The organism is Streptomyces djakartensis (assembly GCF_014651075.1).
Lineage (GTDB): Bacteria > Actinomycetota > Actinomycetes > Streptomycetales > Streptomycetaceae > Streptomyces > Streptomyces djakartensis.
Genome location: NZ_BMWE01000004.1, coordinates 240,095 through 258,179, shown reverse-complemented (window position 1 = coordinate 258,179; position 18,085 = coordinate 240,095). Strand labels below are relative to the sequence as shown.

26 protein-coding genes are annotated in these 18,085 nt (G+C 66.7%); 1 reads left to right on the top strand and 25 read right to left on the bottom strand.

What is annotated here, in order from left to right; all coding sequences use genetic code 11:
- Nucleotides 1-58 precede the first annotated feature (58 nt).
- Entirely contained in the window at nt 59-1,276 is a 1,218-nt protein-coding gene (locus IE212_RS35595; protein ID WP_190197213.1) for a competence protein CoiA family protein, read from the top strand.
- A gap of 228 nt (nt 1,277-1,504) precedes the next feature.
- Here IE212_RS35595 and IE212_RS09080 read toward each other — a convergent pair whose 3' ends face one another.
- The 25 genes from IE212_RS09080 to IE212_RS08960 form a co-directional block, all read right to left on the bottom strand.
- Nucleotides 1,505-1,693: a hypothetical protein gene (locus IE212_RS09080; RefSeq protein ID WP_190197212.1), complete on the bottom strand. Its 189-nt coding sequence runs from the start codon at nt 1,691-1,693 to the stop codon at nt 1,505-1,507.
- 137 nt (nt 1,694-1,830) lie between these two features.
- Entirely contained in the window at nt 1,831-2,511 is a 681-nt protein-coding gene (locus IE212_RS09075; RefSeq protein WP_190197211.1) for a hypothetical protein, read from the bottom strand.
- A 69-nt stretch (nt 2,512-2,580) separates the two neighbouring features.
- Entirely contained in the window at nt 2,581-2,769 is a 189-nt protein-coding gene (locus IE212_RS09070; protein ID WP_055717851.1) for a DUF4314 domain-containing protein, read from the bottom strand.
- Nucleotides 2,770-2,832: 63 nt separating this feature from the next.
- A complete protein-coding gene (locus IE212_RS09065) occupies nt 2,833-2,991 on the bottom strand; it encodes a hypothetical protein (protein ID WP_190197210.1) in 159 nt (52 codons plus the stop codon).
- Nucleotides 2,992-3,061: 70 nt separating this feature from the next.
- Complete coding sequence (locus IE212_RS09060; protein WP_190197209.1) at nt 3,062-4,120, bottom strand: N-6 DNA methylase; 1,059 nt, start codon at nt 4,118-4,120, stop codon at nt 3,062-3,064.
- Nucleotides 4,121-4,199: 79 nt separating this feature from the next.
- On the bottom strand, nt 4,200-4,796 hold the full coding sequence (locus IE212_RS09055) for a hypothetical protein (RefSeq protein WP_190197208.1): 597 nt from the start codon (nt 4,794-4,796) through the stop codon (nt 4,200-4,202).
- A 37-nt stretch (nt 4,797-4,833) separates the two neighbouring features.
- Nucleotides 4,834-5,193: a hypothetical protein gene (locus tag IE212_RS09050; protein ID WP_190197207.1), complete on the bottom strand. Its 360-nt coding sequence runs from the start codon at nt 5,191-5,193 to the stop codon at nt 4,834-4,836.
- Nucleotides 5,194-5,358: 165 nt separating this feature from the next.
- Nucleotides 5,359-5,661 carry a hypothetical protein gene (locus IE212_RS09045; protein ID WP_190197206.1) on the bottom strand — a complete coding sequence of 101 codons (303 nt, stop codon included), beginning with the start codon at nt 5,659-5,661 and terminating at the stop codon, nt 5,359-5,361.
- A gap of 112 nt (nt 5,662-5,773) precedes the next feature.
- Nucleotides 5,774-6,013, bottom strand: coding sequence for a hypothetical protein (locus IE212_RS09040; RefSeq protein WP_190197205.1), 240 nt, complete (start codon nt 6,011-6,013; stop codon nt 5,774-5,776).
- Between the two features lie 529 nt (nt 6,014-6,542).
- Nucleotides 6,543-7,247 (bottom strand): hypothetical protein, encoded by a 705-nt coding sequence (locus tag IE212_RS09035; protein ID WP_190197204.1) that lies wholly within the window; start codon nt 7,245-7,247, stop codon nt 6,543-6,545.
- A 20-nt stretch (nt 7,248-7,267) separates the two neighbouring features.
- Nucleotides 7,268-7,726: a hypothetical protein gene (locus IE212_RS09030; RefSeq protein WP_190197203.1), complete on the bottom strand. Its 459-nt coding sequence runs from the start codon at nt 7,724-7,726 to the stop codon at nt 7,268-7,270.
- Nucleotides 7,723-9,225, bottom strand: coding sequence for a DNA cytosine methyltransferase (locus IE212_RS09025; protein WP_190197202.1), 1,503 nt, complete (start codon nt 9,223-9,225; stop codon nt 7,723-7,725). Before IE212_RS09025 ends, IE212_RS09030 begins: the two co-directional genes overlap by 4 nt.
- 71 nt (nt 9,226-9,296) lie before the next feature.
- A complete protein-coding gene (locus IE212_RS09020) occupies nt 9,297-9,779 on the bottom strand; it encodes a hypothetical protein (RefSeq protein ID WP_190197201.1) in 483 nt (160 codons plus the stop codon).
- Between the two features lie 58 nt (nt 9,780-9,837).
- Nucleotides 9,838-10,002: a hypothetical protein gene (locus IE212_RS09015; RefSeq protein ID WP_190197200.1), complete on the bottom strand. Its 165-nt coding sequence runs from the start codon at nt 10,000-10,002 to the stop codon at nt 9,838-9,840.
- The gene (locus IE212_RS09010) at nt 9,999-10,211 is read right to left on the bottom strand and encodes a hypothetical protein (RefSeq protein ID WP_190197199.1); all 213 of its coding nucleotides are present in this window, start codon (nt 10,209-10,211) and stop codon (nt 9,999-10,001) included. Before IE212_RS09010 ends, IE212_RS09015 begins: the two co-directional genes overlap by 4 nt.
- On the bottom strand, nt 10,211-10,864 hold the full coding sequence (locus tag IE212_RS09005; RefSeq protein ID WP_190197198.1) for a hypothetical protein: 654 nt from the start codon (nt 10,862-10,864) through the stop codon (nt 10,211-10,213). The genes IE212_RS09010 and IE212_RS09005 overlap by 1 nt, the downstream gene beginning before the upstream one ends.
- A gap of 50 nt (nt 10,865-10,914) precedes the next feature.
- Nucleotides 10,915-11,382 carry a hypothetical protein gene (locus tag IE212_RS09000; protein WP_190197197.1) on the bottom strand — a complete coding sequence of 156 codons (468 nt, stop codon included), beginning with the start codon at nt 11,380-11,382 and terminating at the stop codon, nt 10,915-10,917.
- Nucleotides 11,383-11,487: 105 nt separating this feature from the next.
- A complete protein-coding gene (locus IE212_RS08995) occupies nt 11,488-12,471 on the bottom strand; it encodes a helix-turn-helix domain-containing protein (RefSeq protein ID WP_190197196.1) in 984 nt (327 codons plus the stop codon).
- Nucleotides 12,472-12,559: 88 nt separating this feature from the next.
- Nucleotides 12,560-13,690 carry a PD-(D/E)XK nuclease family protein gene (locus IE212_RS08990; RefSeq protein ID WP_190197195.1) on the bottom strand — a complete coding sequence of 377 codons (1,131 nt, stop codon included), beginning with the start codon at nt 13,688-13,690 and terminating at the stop codon, nt 12,560-12,562.
- Nucleotides 13,691-13,720: 30 nt separating this feature from the next.
- Nucleotides 13,721-14,812 (bottom strand): AAA family ATPase, encoded by a 1,092-nt coding sequence (locus tag IE212_RS08985; protein WP_190197194.1) that lies wholly within the window; start codon nt 14,810-14,812, stop codon nt 13,721-13,723.
- A gap of 23 nt (nt 14,813-14,835) precedes the next feature.
- Nucleotides 14,836-15,180, bottom strand: coding sequence for a hypothetical protein (locus IE212_RS08980; RefSeq protein WP_190197193.1), 345 nt, complete (start codon nt 15,178-15,180; stop codon nt 14,836-14,838).
- Between the two features lie 218 nt (nt 15,181-15,398).
- Nucleotides 15,399-15,986, bottom strand: a complete 588-nt coding sequence (locus IE212_RS08975) for a hypothetical protein (RefSeq protein WP_190197192.1) — start codon at nt 15,984-15,986, stop codon at nt 15,399-15,401.
- Between the two features lie 565 nt (nt 15,987-16,551).
- The gene (locus IE212_RS08970) at nt 16,552-16,806 is read right to left on the bottom strand and encodes a hypothetical protein (RefSeq protein WP_229864152.1); all 255 of its coding nucleotides are present in this window, start codon (nt 16,804-16,806) and stop codon (nt 16,552-16,554) included.
- 37 nt (nt 16,807-16,843) lie between these two features.
- Complete coding sequence (locus IE212_RS08965) at nt 16,844-17,689, bottom strand: peptidoglycan-binding protein (protein WP_190197191.1); 846 nt, start codon at nt 17,687-17,689, stop codon at nt 16,844-16,846.
- Between the two features lie 40 nt (nt 17,690-17,729).
- Complete coding sequence (locus IE212_RS08960) at nt 17,730-18,053, bottom strand: hypothetical protein (RefSeq protein WP_190197190.1); 324 nt, start codon at nt 18,051-18,053, stop codon at nt 17,730-17,732.
- Nucleotides 18,054-18,085: the final 32 nt, after the last annotated feature.

Below are 18,085 nucleotides of genomic sequence, written 5' to 3'. Positions count from 1 at the left end.
TACGATGATCTTCACCCCGACAGCCGCGTTCTGTTGATTGTGGGACGGGGAGAGAGAAATGAGCCTTACCGCAATTGACCCCGACCTCGGGATCCTGGACGCAACGCAGTCGGATCTGGGGTGTGGGCGGGACTGGGCAACCGTGCACCGCGTGCGGCCTCGACCGGTCCTGTTATGTCCGGCCTGCCACCACCGCGTTCACGCCAAGCTCTCCCCAGGCAGCGTCCGGTTCTTTGCACATGATGCGCGAACGTCTCGGCAGTGTGCCCTGGCGGGCGAGTCGGTGGCACACCACCGGCTGAAGCTGGCGCTGGCTAGTGCCATTCGCGCTGCGGGTCATCATGCGTCCGTGGAAGCGGCCGGGCCCGAGGGACGATGGCGGGCGGATGTGTTGTCGGCCAGTCCCAATGGCACCAATCGCTGGGCCTGGGAGGTTCAGCTAGCCGCGACCACCAACGCGGACATAGAAGAGCGCACTGCTCGCTACGCTGCCGACGACATTGGGGTGTGCTGGGTATCCGACCGATCCAGGAATTGGCTGGGATCCGCCCCGTCGCTGCTCGTGAAAACCGCAGACGGCGGAGGCTATGCCGTGGAGGCCGGTCCAGCACAGTTCGTCACCGAGGAATGCACCTGCAGCCACGGCCACCGTACGTGCCCGGCTGGTCGGCACGGACACTGGGAGGGCGACGGTGAGGCCCCTCTGAGGGAGGTAGTGGTCCGTGTTCTCAATGCCGCCCTTCTGCCCCATGCCCCGGCAGGTCCAGTGAGTCTGGGGAGCACGGGCGTCTGGCGATGGCTGTGGGCGACAGCAGGTGCACTTGCGGAGGCCGAGGCCTATGCAGAGGAGGAGCGTGTCGGCAGGGAGCGTTGGCGCACCCAGCAGATTGAGTACGCAGCTCGCCGGTTCCCCGAGGCCAATGCCCCCCTTGTCAGCGAGTGGCAGGAGACGCTAGCTCCCGCCGCCCGGCAGCGACTGGAGGACACCGCGTTGGCACAGGCTCGTGCCGAGACCGGCAAGCCAGCATTCGTTCATCTGACAGCGACTGCTTATCACTTCGGCTGCGGTGTCCTAGTCACGATCGGCTCGGCCGTGCCCAGGTCGACCAGGGGCTGGTACGGCTTGATCCGTCCCGATCCCGCCAGGCTCGACATGAAATTAGTGGAGCAACTCGACTTGGTGCTATTCACCATCCCTGACGAGGCCGCAGCCCTAAGACAGGCAGCCCCGCCCGGAACACGAGTCGTCACCGTCGAAACAGGACAGAACTTTTGAAGCCTTGGCGACCCTTGCCAGTGTCCGTTCAAGACGCTTGGGTGCGTAGCATCTTCAGCTCTCCGTTTGTTCCAACGCATAGAGGCTCCGCTGCTCTGCGTAGGGGCGGAGCCTCTATGGCAATCACCACAAGCCGAACGCGTTCGTAGAAGAAGATAACCCGTTCAGGCAGCCAGCCGGAGCTACAACGGGGGGCTTTCGGCTATTGCCGGGGCCAGCCCGAACCGGTCAACGAGCGTGACGAACCATGCGCTGGGTACGGGGATCCCAGTGGCAGTCGCGGTACAGCCGGTTGAGATCCGGAATCGCATCCGGGGCGTCGGCGGCACACTCCTGCCAGCCCGCGCCGGGGACCAGACGCGCGAAGTACCCGTACTCGATGGCCTCGGCGAACCCGGGGTATTGACCGGTCCACATGGTGTTGCAGCCGTCCCCGTGGTGGCAGCCGCTCCGCTGCCTTCCCGTGGCGGCGCATCGGGCCACGTCGCACCGTTTCTCGTGAAGGTTCCCGGGGGCGACGCCGCAGGAGGGGCACAGCTGGTCGGCGTCCGCGGTCACTTCGCCGCCTTCCCAGAGGTCCGTCGGGGGCGTTTCCGTCGAGTCGGTGAGCTTGCCTGAACCGGTGGGCTCGCGGGCTCGTGTGGAGCTTCTTCGGCCGCGGCCGGCTGTGGGTCCCTCTCTACGGCGGGGCCGGGTTCGGCGTCAGCGGACTTCTCGGTGGATCCGACGATGTCGTCCGACTCGGGGTCGCGGTCCCGGAGGGTCGTGTCCGTTGCCGGCCCGGCTTCATCCATCACTTCAGACAGCGCGTTGTCGAACAGGTCGACCCAGGGTCGGTGGCCGACGTACCCGGGTTTGTATTCGAAAGCTGGGATGAGGTCGTCTTCGAGGGTGCGCATGATGATGGTCTCGGGTTCCTCGTCGTTCTCGGTGACGAGGGTTGCCGCTTTGTTGTATCTGTGCCCCTGGGGAAGGCGTACGGCGTTCTGGGCCTCGTAGGTGCTTTGTTCGGTGGGGGTGGCGTCGATCGGGGGCGGCGGCGGGGCACTTCCGGTGATCCAGAGTTGGACGGTGGTTCCGCCGAAGATGGGGCGGAAGCTGATTCCTTTTCCGTCGGTGCTTATGAGGTGGGCGGCGCCGTCGGTGGGTGCTTCCGGGTCGATCACCCAGTCTCCGCCGAGGCTTTGGGCGATGGTGGCCGCGGTTTCCCGGACCGCGGCGTCGGTGATGAGCATGTGCGCTTCTCCAAGAGGTCTGTTGGTTGAGCGGCGGGGCCGCCTCCAAGGAGGCGGCCCCGGGGGCTGCTATGCAGGGCGCACTTCGTCGCCGTCGTCGAGGAGCATCGAGAGCCTCGAACCGCTGTCCCAGTTCACGGAGAGCTGGGCGAGTGCGGCGTCGAACCGGTAGACGGTGCCTTCGTCTCCGGGCTTGAGGTCGGTATGCGGGTCGGTGGTGTGGACGAGGGCGATGCGATCGCCCTGCTTGTAGGTCATCTACTCTCCGTCCGTTTCGTGTTGCGGAGTTGTGGCTGGGCTGCCGGTCTGCGTTTCAGGTCGCTAGGCGTCGTGGTCGCAGATCTGGGTGGGGCAGGCGCCACAGTCGAAGCAGTGGTCGCAGGCACAGGCTTCGCAGCCGGGTTCCTGGCAGCGGATTTCATGGCTGCGGCAGTACGGGAAGGTGAACGGCAGCTCTTCCATGGCTCCCCCTTTCATCATGGTTCTATTCTATATGCATTTAGGAGGAACTCAAGATCTCCCGTGAGAGATTTCGAAGAGTTTCCGCAGGTCAGGCGGCCACGTGGCGTATGAGGGCTTCCACCTTCTGAATCGCCGCCAGGAAGACCGCCTGCGAGTGCAGCCGATCGCGACGCTCCAGAGAGTCGCGCGCCTCCCGGGCGGCCCTCGCGGGGACGTTGCCCTCGTGCAGGGTGTCACCGCACCCGATGAGCACGTGCGGACCGAGATCCCAGAGGATCGCGTTGACGGCGGCCCCCGCGGCCGCAAGCGGGTCGACGTCCGTCAGCGACCAGCCGAACTCGTGTGGGTCGATGCCGCGTTCACGCATGACCTGCGCGGCGGCACGGTACATGCCGCCGGTCCCGCCGGCGGGTTCGTCGAACGTCATGCCTGGTTTGAGCGACATGCCGTCGAGCAGCATCCTGGCCATCAGGTAGGCCACCTCCGGCGGCGTATGTATCTCCGCGAGTGCGTCGTGGGCGCCCTCGGAGCGCATGACGGCCAACACGGTCCCCATCACGTCCGTCGTGGAGCGGAGGTCGGCGTCGTCACTGCTGGTCAAGTGCAGCAGCCCGTTGGTGAGCGAGGCTTCTACGGCAGCGCGGACGGCTCCGGCCCGACGCGGGTCGGGATTCTCGTCGTCGATCCATTTATGCAGTGGGGTGGCGCGGTCAATGAGGTCAGGCCGCATGATCCACCAGCGGGCCCAGCATTCACGGAATGCGGCGAACAGGTCGGTGTCGTCGAGGCTGAGCCACCAGTCGGCGGCGAGGTAGGCGTCCGGGCCACGAAGGGGCCAGAGAGCGAGCGTGGCGACCACGCCGATCGGGACCTCGATGGCGCTGCCTCCGTGTGCGTGGTGCCAGGCGTAGCTGACGGCTTCAGCGATCTCGAAGGCGTGGGCATGTGGGTTGCGCTGGGTCGGCCGATAGTGGCCCAGCTTGCGCTCGACGACAGTGAGGGCGCGTGCGGGTTGGGCGGAGATGGTTACGGGGGTGGGAGCGGGCGGCAGGTCGGTGAGGTATCGGCGGGGTGGCGCCACCGGGGCGGGCGGGGTGGTTGGCTCGTCGGGCTTGTCAGCGTCGGCGAACAGGTCGAGCTGATCCATGCGGTCTCCTGGCCGTTCGGTTCTCAAGGTGAAGGCGGCCCGTGTCGGCCAGAGGAGGATGGTCGACACGGGCCGCGGGTCAGTGGGATCCCTGTTGGAAGCGGCGCAGCGCGTCGGCGGCGTCGTCGGTTCGGCCTGCGGCCGAGAGCGAGGCGTGTCTGAGCATTTCGGTCAGCTCGTCGGCGGCGACTCGGGAGAGGGCCTCGGTCAGAGTGAGGTGCCGGTCGCCGGCGGGGCGGTAGTAGTAGCCCATGGCCAGCGTGAGCACGATGCCGGGGATGAGTTGGTCAGTCTGGTCGTCGTCCATACCGAGTCCGCGACCGATTCGGCGTACGGCCTCGACGTCGCCGAGGAGCGCCGATTCCGGCAGCGCCTCATGGGCGCGCGTCGCAGTCGCGATCTCGCGTTGTACGTACGCCTCCCAGGCCAGACGGGCGTCAGCCTCTCGCCCTTCGATCTTGAGGGCGATGGACGCCAGCATGGCGTGGAAGCGGGGGGTCGTGAGCGACGTGTCGAGGTACTGGGCCGGTGTGCGTCCGGTGAGCGTGACGATGGGGTTGCGTGATTCCGCGGTGAAGTGCTGAAGGGTTGTCACGAGCGCGCTCTCTACAGCTGCGTCGCTGACTCCCAGGCGGCACACCAGATCCGTCAGCACGGTCTGCGTCACGAAGTTCATGCGGTTCTCCAGTCGGTCGGGAGGAGCAAGGGGGTTGTCAGGACTGGTCGTTGGTCCAAGGGCGTGGCGTGGGGTAGCGCGCTTGGACGTCCGCCATCACGCCGGTGATGAAGTCCATGAGGGTGCGGATCTGCTTCCTGTCGCCGCCCAGGTACAGGGCCAGGTCGAGGACCTGCGGGGCGGCTGCGTAGTCGAGGAGCTGCCGGTACTGCTCGACGGTGAGGTTCGCGAGGTCCTCCGGGCGGAGCGCCCAGGCGGCGATGGCGGCGTTTTCTGCCAGGTGCAGGGCTGCACGGAGGGCCTCTTCGTCGGGTGCGAAGGTCAGGAGGATGAGGATCATGGCGCCCCGGTGGTGCTCTGGGGTGTTGATGGCCGCTATCGAGGGATGGGCGGGCATGTATGTCTCCCGGGTGTGAATGAGAGCGCCCGATGCTCCTTTTCTATATGCATTTGGGGCGCAAGGCGGCCCTGCCGTCGAAGAGCAGGGGTATGGGTCGGGACCGCAGGTCCGTCCGGCGGCCGGGGCATGATGGCCGCCGACCGCCGGGTGGGGTCTGCAGCGTCAGCCAGCAGGCACAGAGAAGGACTTCAGTTCGGTGAGGATGTGACCCACGGCCGCCGCGGGCAGGCGATCCACCACGATCCGACCACCCTCACTCCAGGTCAGCAGCTGGATGATGACGTCGAGCAGCGGCTCCGGGAGCGACTCACACCAGTCGTCGTAGTCGACCCCGGGAAACCACTGCTCCCAGACCCCCTGAAGGAGGTCCGAGATCGTCCGGGCCAGCCGCCTGGCTTGTTCAGGGCCGATCGGTTCGGAGATCAGGCGCCGGAGGATGCTTTCGAGACCGAAGGGGTTACTCACGAACACTCCTGAAGGGCAACGGAAGGAGGCTCCCCCTTCCTGATGGTTCTATTCTATATGCATTAGGGAGGGGGGCAAGATTTTCGAGCGGAAATCTCGTCGGTGAGGGGCCCTATTTATGCAGGTCAGCGAGCTCTTCCACATCGCTGAGGTCGCGGATGTGGAGTACGAGCCGCCCGCCGTCGACCACGTCACCGATACGCATGTCCGGGCCGACGACACGGGTGTGGTCGTCGTCGTCCAGGACTCCCTGATCCACGAGCCCGTCGACGCACGCCTTGAACGAGGGGTACCAGTTGGCCGGATCCCTCCTCTGCCTGCTGTCGGGGTGCAGAACGCCGATGATGTGCACACGCTCCAGGTGTGGGAGCCCACGTGACGCAGCCCACGCGGCACGTCGCAGCACTCTGGTGATCTCGGCACGCCGGTGGAAGTGCGGTCGCTGGTTGGCGTTCAGAAGCTCCAGTCGCGGGGGCAGAGCGACCCTGAATCGACGGCCAGGCAGCCCTTCGAACCAGTCATGTTCCACACGGGTCATGAGCGGTCCGCCTCTCCGCTGTCCACTGGGACCCATACGATTCGAAGAACTCGTGCTCGGGCGAGGCGCAGGGCAAGGGAGCGCGCGCTGCCGTTCCGGTGGGCGGCGAAACCGGCGCAGATAGCCGGGGCCCTGGTGCCGAGCGTGGCGTGGCAGACGATGTGCCCCTCCTCCGCGATGGCACTCGCGATCATCTCCGCCACGCGCCCGGGTTCCAGGCGCATGAGGTTGCCGGGCCTGAAGATGCATGTCCCACATCGCCCCGCGCAGATACGAACGCTCCACGTCACGGGGTCAGCGACGTCGTGACGCAGTCCATCAGAGGTGTATGTGGCTGAGCTGGTCATCGGTCGGCTCCCGGCGTTGCCGCGCGCACCGCTTCTCCGGTGGCTGCCAGCAGCATGTCCATGCAGGCGGGCAGCAGTTCGGGGTCCGGTGCCGTGAACGCGGCCCCGTAGAGGGCGAGCGTGGCCTTGGTGTCTCCGTTGGCGTGCGCGGTGATAAAGCGGGCTGCGAACAGGTGCGGAGGCGGGAGAATGTCCTCGGGGCTGCTGCCGTCAGGGGTCAGCAGAATCCACGACGCCGCCCCACCGCTCAGTCCTTGCAGCTTCTCCAGCGCGGCCTTTGCCATGACCGCGAGACCGGTGGCCACGCCGTACATCAGCGACGGTGTTCCGGTCCGCGCGAGATCGGCCAGGATCTGGCGGGCCTCGTCGTGGCGCCCGTCCGTCCAGTGAGCAACGGCTTCAGCGAGACGTCCGGCGACCATCGTGCCCGTCGCTGGTCTGCCGTGTTCCGTCGGTATGACGGGCGCGGACCAGGTGCCGGGCTGACCTGGTACCTGTCGCCAGCCGTTCACTGCCTCGGGCGTTCGGGCATCGGGACGAATCATGTAGCCGTGCTCGATCAGCCGGTGGCCGGCGCTGGCCGGGCGGAAACTGTCCCATGCAAAGGGGAGGTCCAATATCGGCTCGTCGTTGCCCTGGGCCAGGACTCGAAGCCGGTATCCCTCCGGCACGGTGGTGCATGTTGCGGTCAAGTGCAGCACTGAGATTTCCTTTCTACTGGTCAGGGGACTTCGGGGAGTTCGAGCTGCTGTGCGACCTCCTGGTCCTCGTCCTCCAGCGGGTTGGGGCCGGGACGGTAGAAGGGCTGGCAGCGGGGGCACTGCTGCTCGACAGCTCTGCGGTGGGCGCGCGATCCGGCGGCGGTGCCGCACGACTTTCGGATGACCGGGCGCGGCAGCTCGCTGGAATCGGCCTCCGGCAGGGCGTGAACGATCGCGCCGTTGAGCCAGATTCGGCCGCCGCAGATCCCGGTGAAACCGCTCTTCGCTGGGAGGACCTGCCTGATGCACGCAGCTCGGTAGAGGCAGCCGCCGCAGACGTAGAGGAGTGGTTCACAGATGGCGACCAGTTCCTGACCGGTCTTCCACCGGTCGTCAGCGACAGCGAAGTCCGGGTCACCGAAGCATGGGGCGTGGCCGATGACGTGGGTGCCGGGCAGACTGCTTCTCGGTCCGGTCACAGGACGAGCTCCAATCGCTGGCCTATCCACTGGGCGACGTTCACGGAAACCGCGTTACCTGCCTGCATGGTCTGTTCGGCCTGGTTGCCGTAGACGACGTACTTCGCCGGGAACCGCTGCCCTTCGAGCTGTTCGCGGGGCTTGAGCATCCGGAAGTAGCAGTCGTTGATGTCCGGGGCGCTGCGCACCAGCGCGGCCGAGTCGCGGGTGGAGAGGGTGTGGACGGGTTCGGCGGCCGTCTTCACTGCGGCCTTGCGGTACGGCACGACAAGCGTGTTCCGCGCCTGCTCAGGGACGGTGCCCGCGTGCGTCACCAGACCGTGGTGGTTGCCCTGGGCGGTGACCACGCTGAGCGGGTCGCTCGCGGGGCTGGCGGTGGCGTGGTTGCGGTATTCGATGAGGAACGGGTCCACCGTCAGGAGGGCTTCGCTCTCGCGAGTGGTTCGGGTGCGAAGCGGCACATCGACGGGGACGGCGTCGGTGTTCCAGGATCCGCCAGTCGGCACCAGGAGCGCGTCTCCCTGTTTGGCCGTCCGGGTCGGCAGGGGGCGGTCTTCGACGGCGTACGCCCGGTCTCCGCCGTCTTTGCCGTGGGTGAGGGTGATCGAGCTGGGGCGGTAGGGGAACTTGATGAGGCCCGCGCGAATGCGGTTCATCGTGGTCTCCGCAAGCGGCTTCTTGCGTTTGCCGATCTGGGTCCCGAGGTCGTTCCAGTTGATGATGTCGCTGGCCGGTCGCACGTACGGCTCGACCATGGCGTGACGGCAACGTGCGTTCGGGCAGCGGTAGATGTAGTCACGCCGGTACTTGCCGATGCGGACGCCGTCGACGTTCCAGGACTGAACGGCGTGCACGTCCTCCCCGCAGTCCATGCACGGGGCCAGGGGTCGGGGCTCCAAGTCGGGCTTGCGCATCGTCTTGAGCGTGAAGACCACGTACATCCGGTCGCGCCACTGCGGGGCGCGGAGGTTGGTGTCGTCACCGATGTGGGCGCTGCTGACGCACACGATCTGGTAGCGGTAGCCCAGCAGTTCCATGGCTTCGAGCCACTTCTGGAACAGGATCCAGTCGAGGCCGAATTCGACGACGTTCTCTACGACGACGGCCTTGAACCGTTTCGCCTCGGCAGCGCGCACGACGCACCAGGCGGTGACTCGGGTCGCCTCGAAGGCGTCCTTGGTCAGGGACTCCCACTCGTCACGCTCCTCCTGGAGCAGGTCGAGCAGGTCGAGTTGGTTCGTTTCTCGGGGGCGTCCTCCCGCGGGGCTGATCTCGGTGCAGATGACCGATGCCCATAGGGCGTCGGCCTTGGGCAGGTAGCGCATGGGGAAGCCGTCGCTGAGGGTCATGACGGCGTGCTCGCAGTTGGGATGGTTGGCGGCGTGCGTCTCGATCGCCAGGTCCCAGTGGTTGATCCCGAGGAGCAGTTCGTGTCCTGCTTCTACGAGTCCGGTGCTACTGCCGCCCGCGCCGCACAGCAGGTCGATCCATGTGGCCATGCTGGTTGTCGTCTTCTCCAAGAGGTCTTGCGTGCCCGGCCCCGCAGCGCGGGGCCGGGCAGCGCCCGAGTTCAGTGAGCGCGCAGGCCGCCGTGCTCTTTGGCGCGGCGCAGGAAGGCGATCCAGTGCGGCCATATCGGGTCGCCCAGCGGCATCTCGGAGACGTCGATGTTCGGGTGGGCTTCGTACGCGGCCAGGGCTGCGGTGATCTCGGCGACCGTGACGAGGGCGCCATCGTTGTAAGCCAGCTTGTACGTCGGGATCCCGGTGGGCTCGGGCTCCGCAGCGTCCATGACGGCTCGGTAGGCGCTCCGGTACTCCGCCACGAGGTTGGCCTTGTCCAAGGCGTGCCGGACCCCGGCCTTGAGGTCGCCGTCCGTCAATCCATAGGCAGACAGGAGGGGTATGGCGGGGTAGGGCAGCTCGGCGAGCATTCCGAAGTTACGCATCGTGCCCAACGCGCGGATTCTTGCGATGAGTTCGAAACGGAAGTAGTTCTCCTCGCCGTCGGCGCGTCTGCCGTCTGCGGTCTGGATGTAGATGTCGTATCCCACGGGGTGTTCTCCAAGAGGTCTGCGGCTGCCCGGCCCGAAGCCGGGCCGGGCAGCGTGTTCAGCGGTGGGCGGCGTGACGGTGGTGGTGCTCACCGCAGGTCGTGCAGCGCGGGAGTCGGTTGCGGGCCTCCCACCGGAGCTCGCCGATCACGAGCACGACCAGGCCGGCGCCGACTCCGAGCGCGAGTGCGAGCAGCGCGTACATCACGGTCGGCTCGCTCATCGCGCGGCCTGCTCGTCACGGGTCGGGCAGGGCTGCATGAGCTGCATGCAGGCGAGCAGCACCCCTTGGGCGTCGTTGGTCGCCAGTGCGTTGTCGAGCGCGGCCTGGGCCCTCGCCCACTCGTTCTCGTCCTGCGGGTGGGCGATCACGCAGTGGCAGCGGCGCGTCTTCGGCTCCGCGTTCGGCGGAGTCACATCGGTGCCCGGCATCACCCGATCGCCTGCCCGGCGTGCCCGACGAAGACGGTGACGATCGCGTTGTCCTGCCTCCAGATCGTCAGCGGCCAGTTCGTTCCGCCCTGCTCATGGATGCACTCCCAGCCCTTCTTCATGAGGTCGTGGGTGGTGTAGCCGTACTCCTTGACGGCGGCCCGACGGTCGGTGAAGGGGCCCTGTACCTCGGCGGATGCCGGAGTGTGCGCGGCGGTGACGCCCTGCATCTGCACCTGGAAGATGTCGACGATGGGCAGCGCGAGCTTGCGCGCGGTGACGAAGGCGGTGATCGCCTGGATGAGGGGCACGACGTTGTTGCCGTGCTTGGCCTGGTCTTCGCCCTCGGTGGAGTCGTAGACCCGCTCGTCGATGGTGGGGTTGTCGTGATGAGCGCGCCGGACGTGGAAGCCCTCCAGCGCGGCCGGGTCGACGGGCAGGCAGTGGGTCGAGGTGATCCACAAATGCGAACCGTCGGTGAGCTGGGCGTGGATCGCGAACTCGCCGCCGCTGATCTCCACATCGGTGATGAGCGGGATGCGACGCAGAGCAGTGATCACGGGCTCGTAGGCGTTCCACAGGGTCCGCCACAGCGGGTCGTCGGTGTTGCCGTGCTCGGGCATCGGGGCCATGGGCGCGGTGTTGGTGCTCACGGTTCTGTCTCCAAGAGGTCTTATGCCGGTCAACAGTACAGAGTTGGGATCTATCTGGAGAGAGAGATGAGCAGAGCGAGGGTGCAGGCGGGGCACCTGCGCCCCACCTCGCGCCCCCCGCGGGCGATGGCGGTGGCGGTCTCCAGCTCCGCCACACGCTGCAGGGCCGCCTCATAGAGGCCGCGCGCCTCCTCCGCGAGGCTCCGAGCCTGCATCAGAGCGCGGTGGTTCACACGATGGTCGAGGTGGATCTCCGCGCCGCCGATGTCGTCGATGAGTTCACCGACGAGTTCATCCCGCACGACGGCGGCGTTCCCGATCCCGCCGAGCTCGCGCTCGCGGTCGACCCGCTCCTTGAGGTGGGCGATCTCAACGAGCGCGCCGCCGACACCCTCGGCGTCATGGCGGTAGAGGTCGGCGAGCACCTGGAGCTGCTCGCGGGCGGCGAGCGAGCCGTCAAGCACGATCCCGCCCTTGCGCTCATAACGAAGGGTGGGCAGATACCTGCTGTCGTTCATGTCGTCCTTCCGGTCCCGAGGAGGCTCCAACCCCCCCCTTTCTGGTTCTATTCTATATGCATTGGTGGGGATGTCTAGATTTCCGCCGAATTTTCTTTCGGTGGCCTAAGTTTTCTGCTGTCTGCGGCTCTTAGCGGCGCGCACGGCTTCCCGTGTCGCCCGGCGTGCGGCCTCTGTCTCCTCCGGACGCTCCTCGACCCTGCGCCGACGGCTGGCCGCGTCCTGGCGCCACTGATCCCAAAACTGTCCGTGCGCCCGGCGCTCCTCCTCCTTGGCCTCCTCCTGCTCTCGTTGGCGGCCCGCACGCGGATTGGTACCGCATCCACGGCAGTTGGCAGAAGGACGCTTGCTGTGCCTCGCACAGCCCTCCTTCGGTTCCGCACGGTCCGCCGGGGCAGGAGTGTCCGTCGGCGCGGGCGCGGGCTCCCCTGCGGCGTCAGCCGTGGGGGTAGGGGGGAAAGGAAGGACAGAGGAAGAACCAGGCAAGGAAGGGGTTTCATCGTTGGAACCCAGTGGGTTCCCCGCGTGAAACTCGTCGGGTTCCACGAGTGGAACCCGCTTCTCTGAAGCGCCCGGGTTCCACCCGTGGAACCCTGCTCCCTCCTCTGGGTTCCCCGCATGGAACCCAGCCTCCACCTGCGGTGATTCGTCGGAGTGTTGACGTGCGGCCTCCCGCGCTTCGACGTCTTGATAGGTCATGGCTGGTTTCGCTGGCGCTGAACGAACCACGCCGGGACGGGCCTTCCGGGGATTCTTCGGAGCGGCCTTGCGAACCTCAGCGGCCTCCTTGAGTTCCGCTGTGGTCGGCGTGGGCGGTACGCCCAGGGGGAAGACCCGGTACACCGCCGCGCGTCCGGCCTTGCCGGTCTCCACACGCTCGACGAGGCCTTTGGCGATCAGCTCCGTGACGATGGTGATGGCCCGCTTGTCGGTCACGCCGACCCACGCCGCGAGGCGGGTCAGACCTGGCCGGGCGAGACGGGTCTCGTCGTCGGCGCTGTCCGCGATCTTCATGAGAGCGAGTTTCTGGCTCTGGGTGAGCACATCGGGCGGCAAGTACGCTGCTGCGATCATCAGTTGGATGGACACGGTTCCTCTTGGGCAGTGCAGCACGGCGGCAGGACGGGTTGCCCCGCCCGGTCGTCGCCGGGCGGGGCTGCGGTTGCATGGGCTCGGGTCAGGCCGGCGCGATGTTGATGACCGTGGGCGTCTTCTTGCCGGTCTTCTTTCTGGGGATGGCCAGTCCTGCCGCCTTGAGGTTCTTGACCATGCGGTTGGTGTCCGGCGTCATCGGAACCGGGATGCCAGCGACTTCGTGAAGGTCGACCATCGCCTCCACGTCGTCCTTCTCCTCGTCGTTGCCGCCACGCCAAGACAGCTTGTTGGGGCCATAGATCCCGGCTGGGGACAGGTCGAGCTTCTTGCGCGCGAACTTCTTGATCCGCTCGCCCTCACTGGCGAGTTCGTGTCCTCTGACGTAGTCGATGAGCGCCTGCTCACGGCCGGCGTCGTTGTGGATGAGTGCAGCCTGCTCGGGAACGCCCGGAGCCGTTCCCGGCCAGCACAGGGACCGGAACGGGCAGTAGTCGCAGATGGCGTCCAGACCGGGTCCGTGGAAGTCCCGGGGCATCTCCTCGGGGGTCTTCGTCTCGCGTACGCGCTCCACCCACCACTGTGCTTCTGCCGCGCGCTGGGGATCGAACTCGATCTCCTGGAGGTGCTCGGCGCCGCTGTCGCGGTTGATGAAGCGGAAGCGGATGCGCCCGACTTCCAACGGTCCCAGGCGGGCCAGATATCGCTGACCTGGAACGTCCTCGAACCCGACCTCGAACAACGCGCCTGCGTACAGGTGGACCTGCCGAAGCTCGGCGGCCGTGGCACCGTAGCGAAGCACCCGGTCCCACAGGTATGTGGACTTGGTCTTCACGTCTTCGACGGTGAGCACTTCGGCGGGTATCGCCGGTCTGTGGCGGGTCGGTACTCGAGCAGCGGTCGCCGCGTCGAGCTGAACGACGTCGACGTGCCCCCGGATCAAGTCGTCCTTGACACTGCGCTCCACCAGCCATCGGTACTCCGTGCGCGCGGACTCCAGCAGGCCGTGGTGGATGAACGTGCCGAGGATCGCCGCCCGCTTGTCAGGGCGGTCGGTTGGTGTGACGCCGTGCAGGATGTAGGCGGCCCGACGACCGCACACTGTGTCGGACGCTCCGAGCTGTGTCTGAAGGGAGCGGGGGCGGCGGGCGTCGACGTCGTGCGCCGCGTCCCAGAGGGAGGGGGCGATGCCGTCAACGATGGTGGCTACGGACATGGGAGTTCTCCAAGAGGTCGTTGGGCCTGGTCACTGCTCGGCGTCGGCGTCCTGCTCGGCGGCCTTCCGGTCGGCGGCGGCGCGGAGCTTCTCGGCGTCCGACAGCGGGCCCTCTCCCATCTCCCGGCGAGGGTTGTCGAGTTCAGCGGCTCTCTGCTCGGCAGCGGCCCGTACGGTGGCGATCTCCTCGCGGCTGAGCCGGTTAGCAGGGTCCGGAACACTGCGCCAAAGCGCAGCCAACTGCTCCTTGTCGTTGAGCCCCGCGATCCGATTGAGCCAGGGCTGAACGAGGTCACCGACGAGTGCGGGCATGATGCGCGGCTGGGACTGGACCGAGCAGCCCAGCTTGTTGAAGACCAGGTCCTCGATGCTGAAGTCCCGCAGCGTCAGGGGCTTGCGCTCCTCGACGCGTATCCGTAGCGAGCGGACCTTGATGACCTGCGGGTCAGCGTTGCGCTTCATGCGGATCCAGCACGTCGAGTCGAAGCCCAGGTCCTTCTGGGCTGACACCTTCCACTCGTTCCGATTCGGGATCGGCTGGCCGTTGTCGTCAGTCGCGCTGACCTGCTTGCCGCGGGCGAGCACGATGGCGATGCCGGGCAAGGTCCGGAGCAGGTAGATGATCCTGTTCCACCGCTCGTTGGCGTCGTTCCACAGGTTCCGGCCGATGTCGTATGCAGCGTCCGGATCTTCCTGGAGCAGGGCCCGGTTCTTCCGGCTCCGGCGTCCTCGCTCGTACGTCCAATTGGTGAGCATCCGCCACAGTGCCGACCCCGAGTCAATGGTCAGAACGACCGGCGGCTCACCGGCGGCGGCTGCGCGCCGGGCCTCGGCGTGTACGGCTTCGACCTGTTCGAGGATGTCTCGGTAGGTGCCGTCATGGTCGATGATCTCGTAGTTCGCGCCCTCGATCGCCGCGTACTCGTCGGCGGATCCCTCGTCGAGGTCAATCCAGTACATCTGCCCGATGAGCTCACTGCCGGAGAACTGGGCAGCCGAGTACGTCTTGCCGGCACCCTCCTCTCCCTCGATCAGCAGGAGGGGCCAGGGGACGACCCCTGTAGGTTTGCGGGTTTTGAGCTTGACGGCGGGCGGCTTTGCATTGCCCGCTGGTGCGTTCACGATCTGGCTCCAAGAGGTCGTGGTCAGTCCGTGCGCAGGGCCCGGACCTCGAAAAGGGATGTCCACTCCGGGTGTTCGGCCAGCAAGAGCCGCACGTACCGGGAGCGGTAGTCGTTGTTCAGCGCGAACTCGTCACCCTTGGTCGCCGCGCCGTACTGGTAGCGCAGGAGCTCGAAGAGCATCCCGATGCCGATGCGGGTGAACCCCTTCTCCGCGCAGTCGGCGGTCATCCGGGCCAGCGCCCTGAGGACCCAGGGGTTGAGTGCGTGGAACGCCTCGAATCGCTGCTGGATGGTCAGGTTGCCGACGACGGTGGGGTGGCGAACGGGCTGGATGGTGCCGAACAACGGCGGCTGCTCGATCAGCAAGGCTCCCCTTCAGAGATAGTACGAACACCCTGGAGTGTTGGAATCTATCTTTACGAGGAGGGGATGTCGATCGACAACGCCACCGACCACCTCCCCAGGAGGCCCCCTGGAGTACCGCACGACACCCCCAAACAGAAAGAAGCATGCCCCCTTCGAGCATGCTTCTATTCTATATGCATAATGGGATTGGATCAAGAATTTAAGCCCCTGAACTGGGCCTACGTGGCTGGCTTGTTCGCCGCCCGACCGCGGGGAATGATCTTCGACCCCGGCCCGTCGTACGTCCCGTTGCGCAGAGCGGCGAGGACTTGCTGATCGATGGCCCACTCCACTCCCCGCGCACTGGCTTGCAGGGCGGGCGCATCTTCGACGACCGGCTCCAGCAACCAGATCGGGGACCCAGACAGCGTGTAGTCGGCGGGCCGGAACCTGCCGGTGCTCATCGCCTTGCGCACCAGGGCACCGTCGGCCAGCTGAAACAGGGCCGCCAGCTCGGCTTGCCCCACCAGCGGCGGGAGCTGCTCGACTTCACCGACCCAGTACCCGGGAGACTGCTCCTTGACGAGGCGGTCAAGCTCGGCCGCGTTGAGCTGTCGTGGGCGCGGGGTCGTCTCCCCGAATCGCTTGACGAACTGGAGCAGCCAGTACGGCGATCCACTGATGATCTTCGCGTACCGGTAGTCGAGAGTGTGGTCACGACTGATCCACTGGCTGACCTGAAGGCGCTTCACGCCGTAGAGGGCTGCGAACTCCGCCCCGCCGGCCAAGTACGGCTTCCTCGCCGTCGCCTTCTCCTCGCTTGCCACTTCATCGCCTCTCCGTCACGCTATGTGCATATAGATTGTAACCGGAGGTTGAAAGGGGACTCGACCCTCTTGAGATCGTTGCTAGGGTGGATGCTTCCAAGAGGTCGAAGGCCCCGCCGCGAGGCGAGGGCCTTCTTCCTTGTCACGAGGTCACAGAGGCAGCTGGCCAGCGTACGGATAACTGCCGCCGTCGGCCCCGCGACGAGCAATAGTCAAGAGTTGTGGATGGGGCCTTCCGGCGCGGTGATCTCGGCTGCTGCAGGCCGGGCGTCTTCCCGCGACCAGTCAAGCAACGCTGGAGCAGCTCTGGGGCCGTTTCCTATTGGGGCCATTATCGTCCGTGCTTGCCATTGATGGTCGGGCCGCACGGGGGCCATTTGCGCAGTTAGAAGGTCAAGCCCAACCCCTCATGACGGCGGACAGCCCTGTGCCTGCAAGGCCGCCTGCCCTGTCGACCTCTCGTGATCCTGTGGAACGCTGCGTTGTCGAAGGCCCCTAGAAACCGCCCGTCGTCGCTTTCTAGGGGCCTTCTTTGCTGGCTCGCGGGCCGTTGCTCCTACGCGGGTCAGGTGCGCGGCACTGTGAGCGGAGCGTTCTCGTACTTCGGCGGGCGGGCGTATCCCAGCAGCCAGCCGAACCGCGGCGACAGGTGCTCCTCGGCGAGGCGGAGGACGCCGTAGTAGGTGAAGGTGGCGACCGGGGTCAGCACTCCGGTGACGGCGGTAGCGTCCAGGTCGAGGCCGTGACGCAAGGCCACAGCGACGAGCCAGCCGGCCGCAGCCGGGACACCGGTGCGCAGTAGCGAGGTGTGCAGATTCATGGAGTTGTGTTCGTTCCTCGGAGGGGGTGGGACGGGGTCAGGAGAACAGTCGGCGCCAGGTCTCGGGGCCGGGGTAGCCGTCGGCATCGCCGCCGCTCCAGCCCTGGGCGCGCTGGAAGTCGGCGACGTTGAGGCGGTCCGCCTCGCCCCAGTCGCGGGACGGCCCGACGCGGTAGTGCTTGTCGAAGCCCCGACGAACGAGCTGCTGGCCCAGCAGGAGGATCGATGCGTGCGACTTGCCGGGGCCGAACGCGCTCCGGCCGGGGAATGCCGGCGGCCCCGGCTTGGGCGTCGACGTGGTACCGGGCCACTTCGGCATCGGACCGGGGTCCGTGTGCCGGTTCTCGGGAGTCTGGCCGTGGCCGTAGTGCCCGCCCTGTGTCTCCCAGATGTGCTCGTTGCGGTTCGCCTTCCAAGTCGGGGTGCCCATCGGCCAGACGTCGGGCACACCCCAGCTCCGTGCCCAGGTGAGGATCTTGTCGAGACCCTTGGCAGGGGTGTCCCGGACAGTGGCGTACGTTTTCGAGTTCACCCGGCAGTAGGGGAAGAAGAGCGTCTCGACCTGCAGGCAGACCCGCCCGGTCCGGTTGGTACGGGTACCGCCGGCGGCGTCGACGAGCGCCTTGGCCCGGCTGTTCGCCGGATAGAACTGGGCGATCCGCCCCGTGAACGGATCCCACAGGAGGTGCGGGGCGACTCCCTTGCCCCCGCCAGTGAAGTACGCAACCAGCTTGTCGAACGGTACGAGGGCGGCGGGCTTGGAGGCGGAGGCGTTCTTGTCCCACGTGATGTGCCAAATCACGCGGGGGTCGTACTGGGTGTCGGTGGGTGCGGTGTCGCTGAGCGGGTGCCGTTCGGCTCCCGGCAGCCACAGATCAGGCATGGCGCGTTCCTAGTTCTCCCCCGCGCCTGCTGTGCTGAGCCTACAGTCCGAGCTTGCCGGTCACGGCCGCGACGATCACCCCCACCACGACAGGGGCGATCAGAGCGGTCAGCGCCAACCGTCGTACCCCGCGGGCGTCTTGGCGCTCGGATTCCCGCTCGCGCTGAATCTGAGCGATGTCATCCTCAACGGCCTTGATCCGCAACTCATCTGTCCTGCGATCGGCCTCGTACTGGATCTTCGTCACCATCTCGGCGAGCCGCGCACCGAGGGCAGCGAAATCAGAGCGCAAGTCGTCGCGCATCTGCTGCATGGCCCGCAGCAGTTCCCACGGCGTGGGGTCCTGCCCTTGCGGCTCGGACACGGTGCTCCCTTCGGCAGCCCCGCGCCGCTGGA

Excerpts from the sequence above, each read along its gene's own strand:
- IE212_RS09065 (WP_190197210.1), bottom strand. The coding sequence starts at position 2,991 with ATGATGAAAGGGGGAGCCATGGAAGAGCTGCCGTTCACCTTCCCGTAC.
- IE212_RS09080 (WP_190197212.1), bottom strand. The coding sequence starts at position 1,693 with ATGTGGACCGGTCAATACCCCGGGTTCGCCGAGGCCATCGAGTACGGG.
- IE212_RS09015 (WP_190197200.1), bottom strand. The coding sequence starts at position 10,002 with ATGAGCGAGCCGACCGTGATGTACGCGCTGCTCGCACTCGCGCTCGGA.
- IE212_RS09055 (WP_190197208.1), bottom strand. The coding sequence starts at position 4,796 with ATGAACTTCGTGACGCAGACCGTGCTGACGGATCTGGTGTGCCGCCTG.
- IE212_RS09000 (WP_190197197.1), bottom strand. The coding sequence starts at position 11,382 with ATGAACGACAGCAGGTATCTGCCCACCCTTCGTTATGAGCGCAAGGGC.
- IE212_RS09010 (WP_190197199.1), bottom strand. The coding sequence starts at position 10,211 with ATGCCGGGCACCGATGTGACTCCGCCGAACGCGGAGCCGAAGACGCGC.
- IE212_RS35595 (WP_190197213.1), top strand. The coding sequence starts at position 59 with ATGAGCCTTACCGCAATTGACCCCGACCTCGGGATCCTGGACGCAACG.
- IE212_RS09070 (WP_055717851.1), bottom strand. The coding sequence starts at position 2,769 with ATGACCTACAAGCAGGGCGATCGCATCGCCCTCGTCCACACCACCGAC.
- IE212_RS08990 (WP_190197195.1), bottom strand. The coding sequence starts at position 13,690 with ATGTCCGTAGCCACCATCGTTGACGGCATCGCCCCCTCCCTCTGGGAC.
- IE212_RS09050 (WP_190197207.1), bottom strand. The coding sequence starts at position 5,193 with ATGCCCGCCCATCCCTCGATAGCGGCCATCAACACCCCAGAGCACCAC.
- IE212_RS09025 (WP_190197202.1), bottom strand. The coding sequence starts at position 9,225 with ATGGCCACATGGATCGACCTGCTGTGCGGCGCGGGCGGCAGTAGCACC.
- IE212_RS09075 (WP_190197211.1), bottom strand. The coding sequence starts at position 2,511 with ATGCTCATCACCGACGCCGCGGTCCGGGAAACCGCGGCCACCATCGCC.
- IE212_RS08965 (WP_190197191.1), bottom strand. The coding sequence starts at position 17,689 with ATGCCTGATCTGTGGCTGCCGGGAGCCGAACGGCACCCGCTCAGCGAC.
- IE212_RS08970 (WP_229864152.1), bottom strand. The coding sequence starts at position 16,806 with ATGAATCTGCACACCTCGCTACTGCGCACCGGTGTCCCGGCTGCGGCC.
- IE212_RS09060 (WP_190197209.1), bottom strand. The coding sequence starts at position 4,120 with ATGGATCAGCTCGACCTGTTCGCCGACGCTGACAAGCCCGACGAGCCA.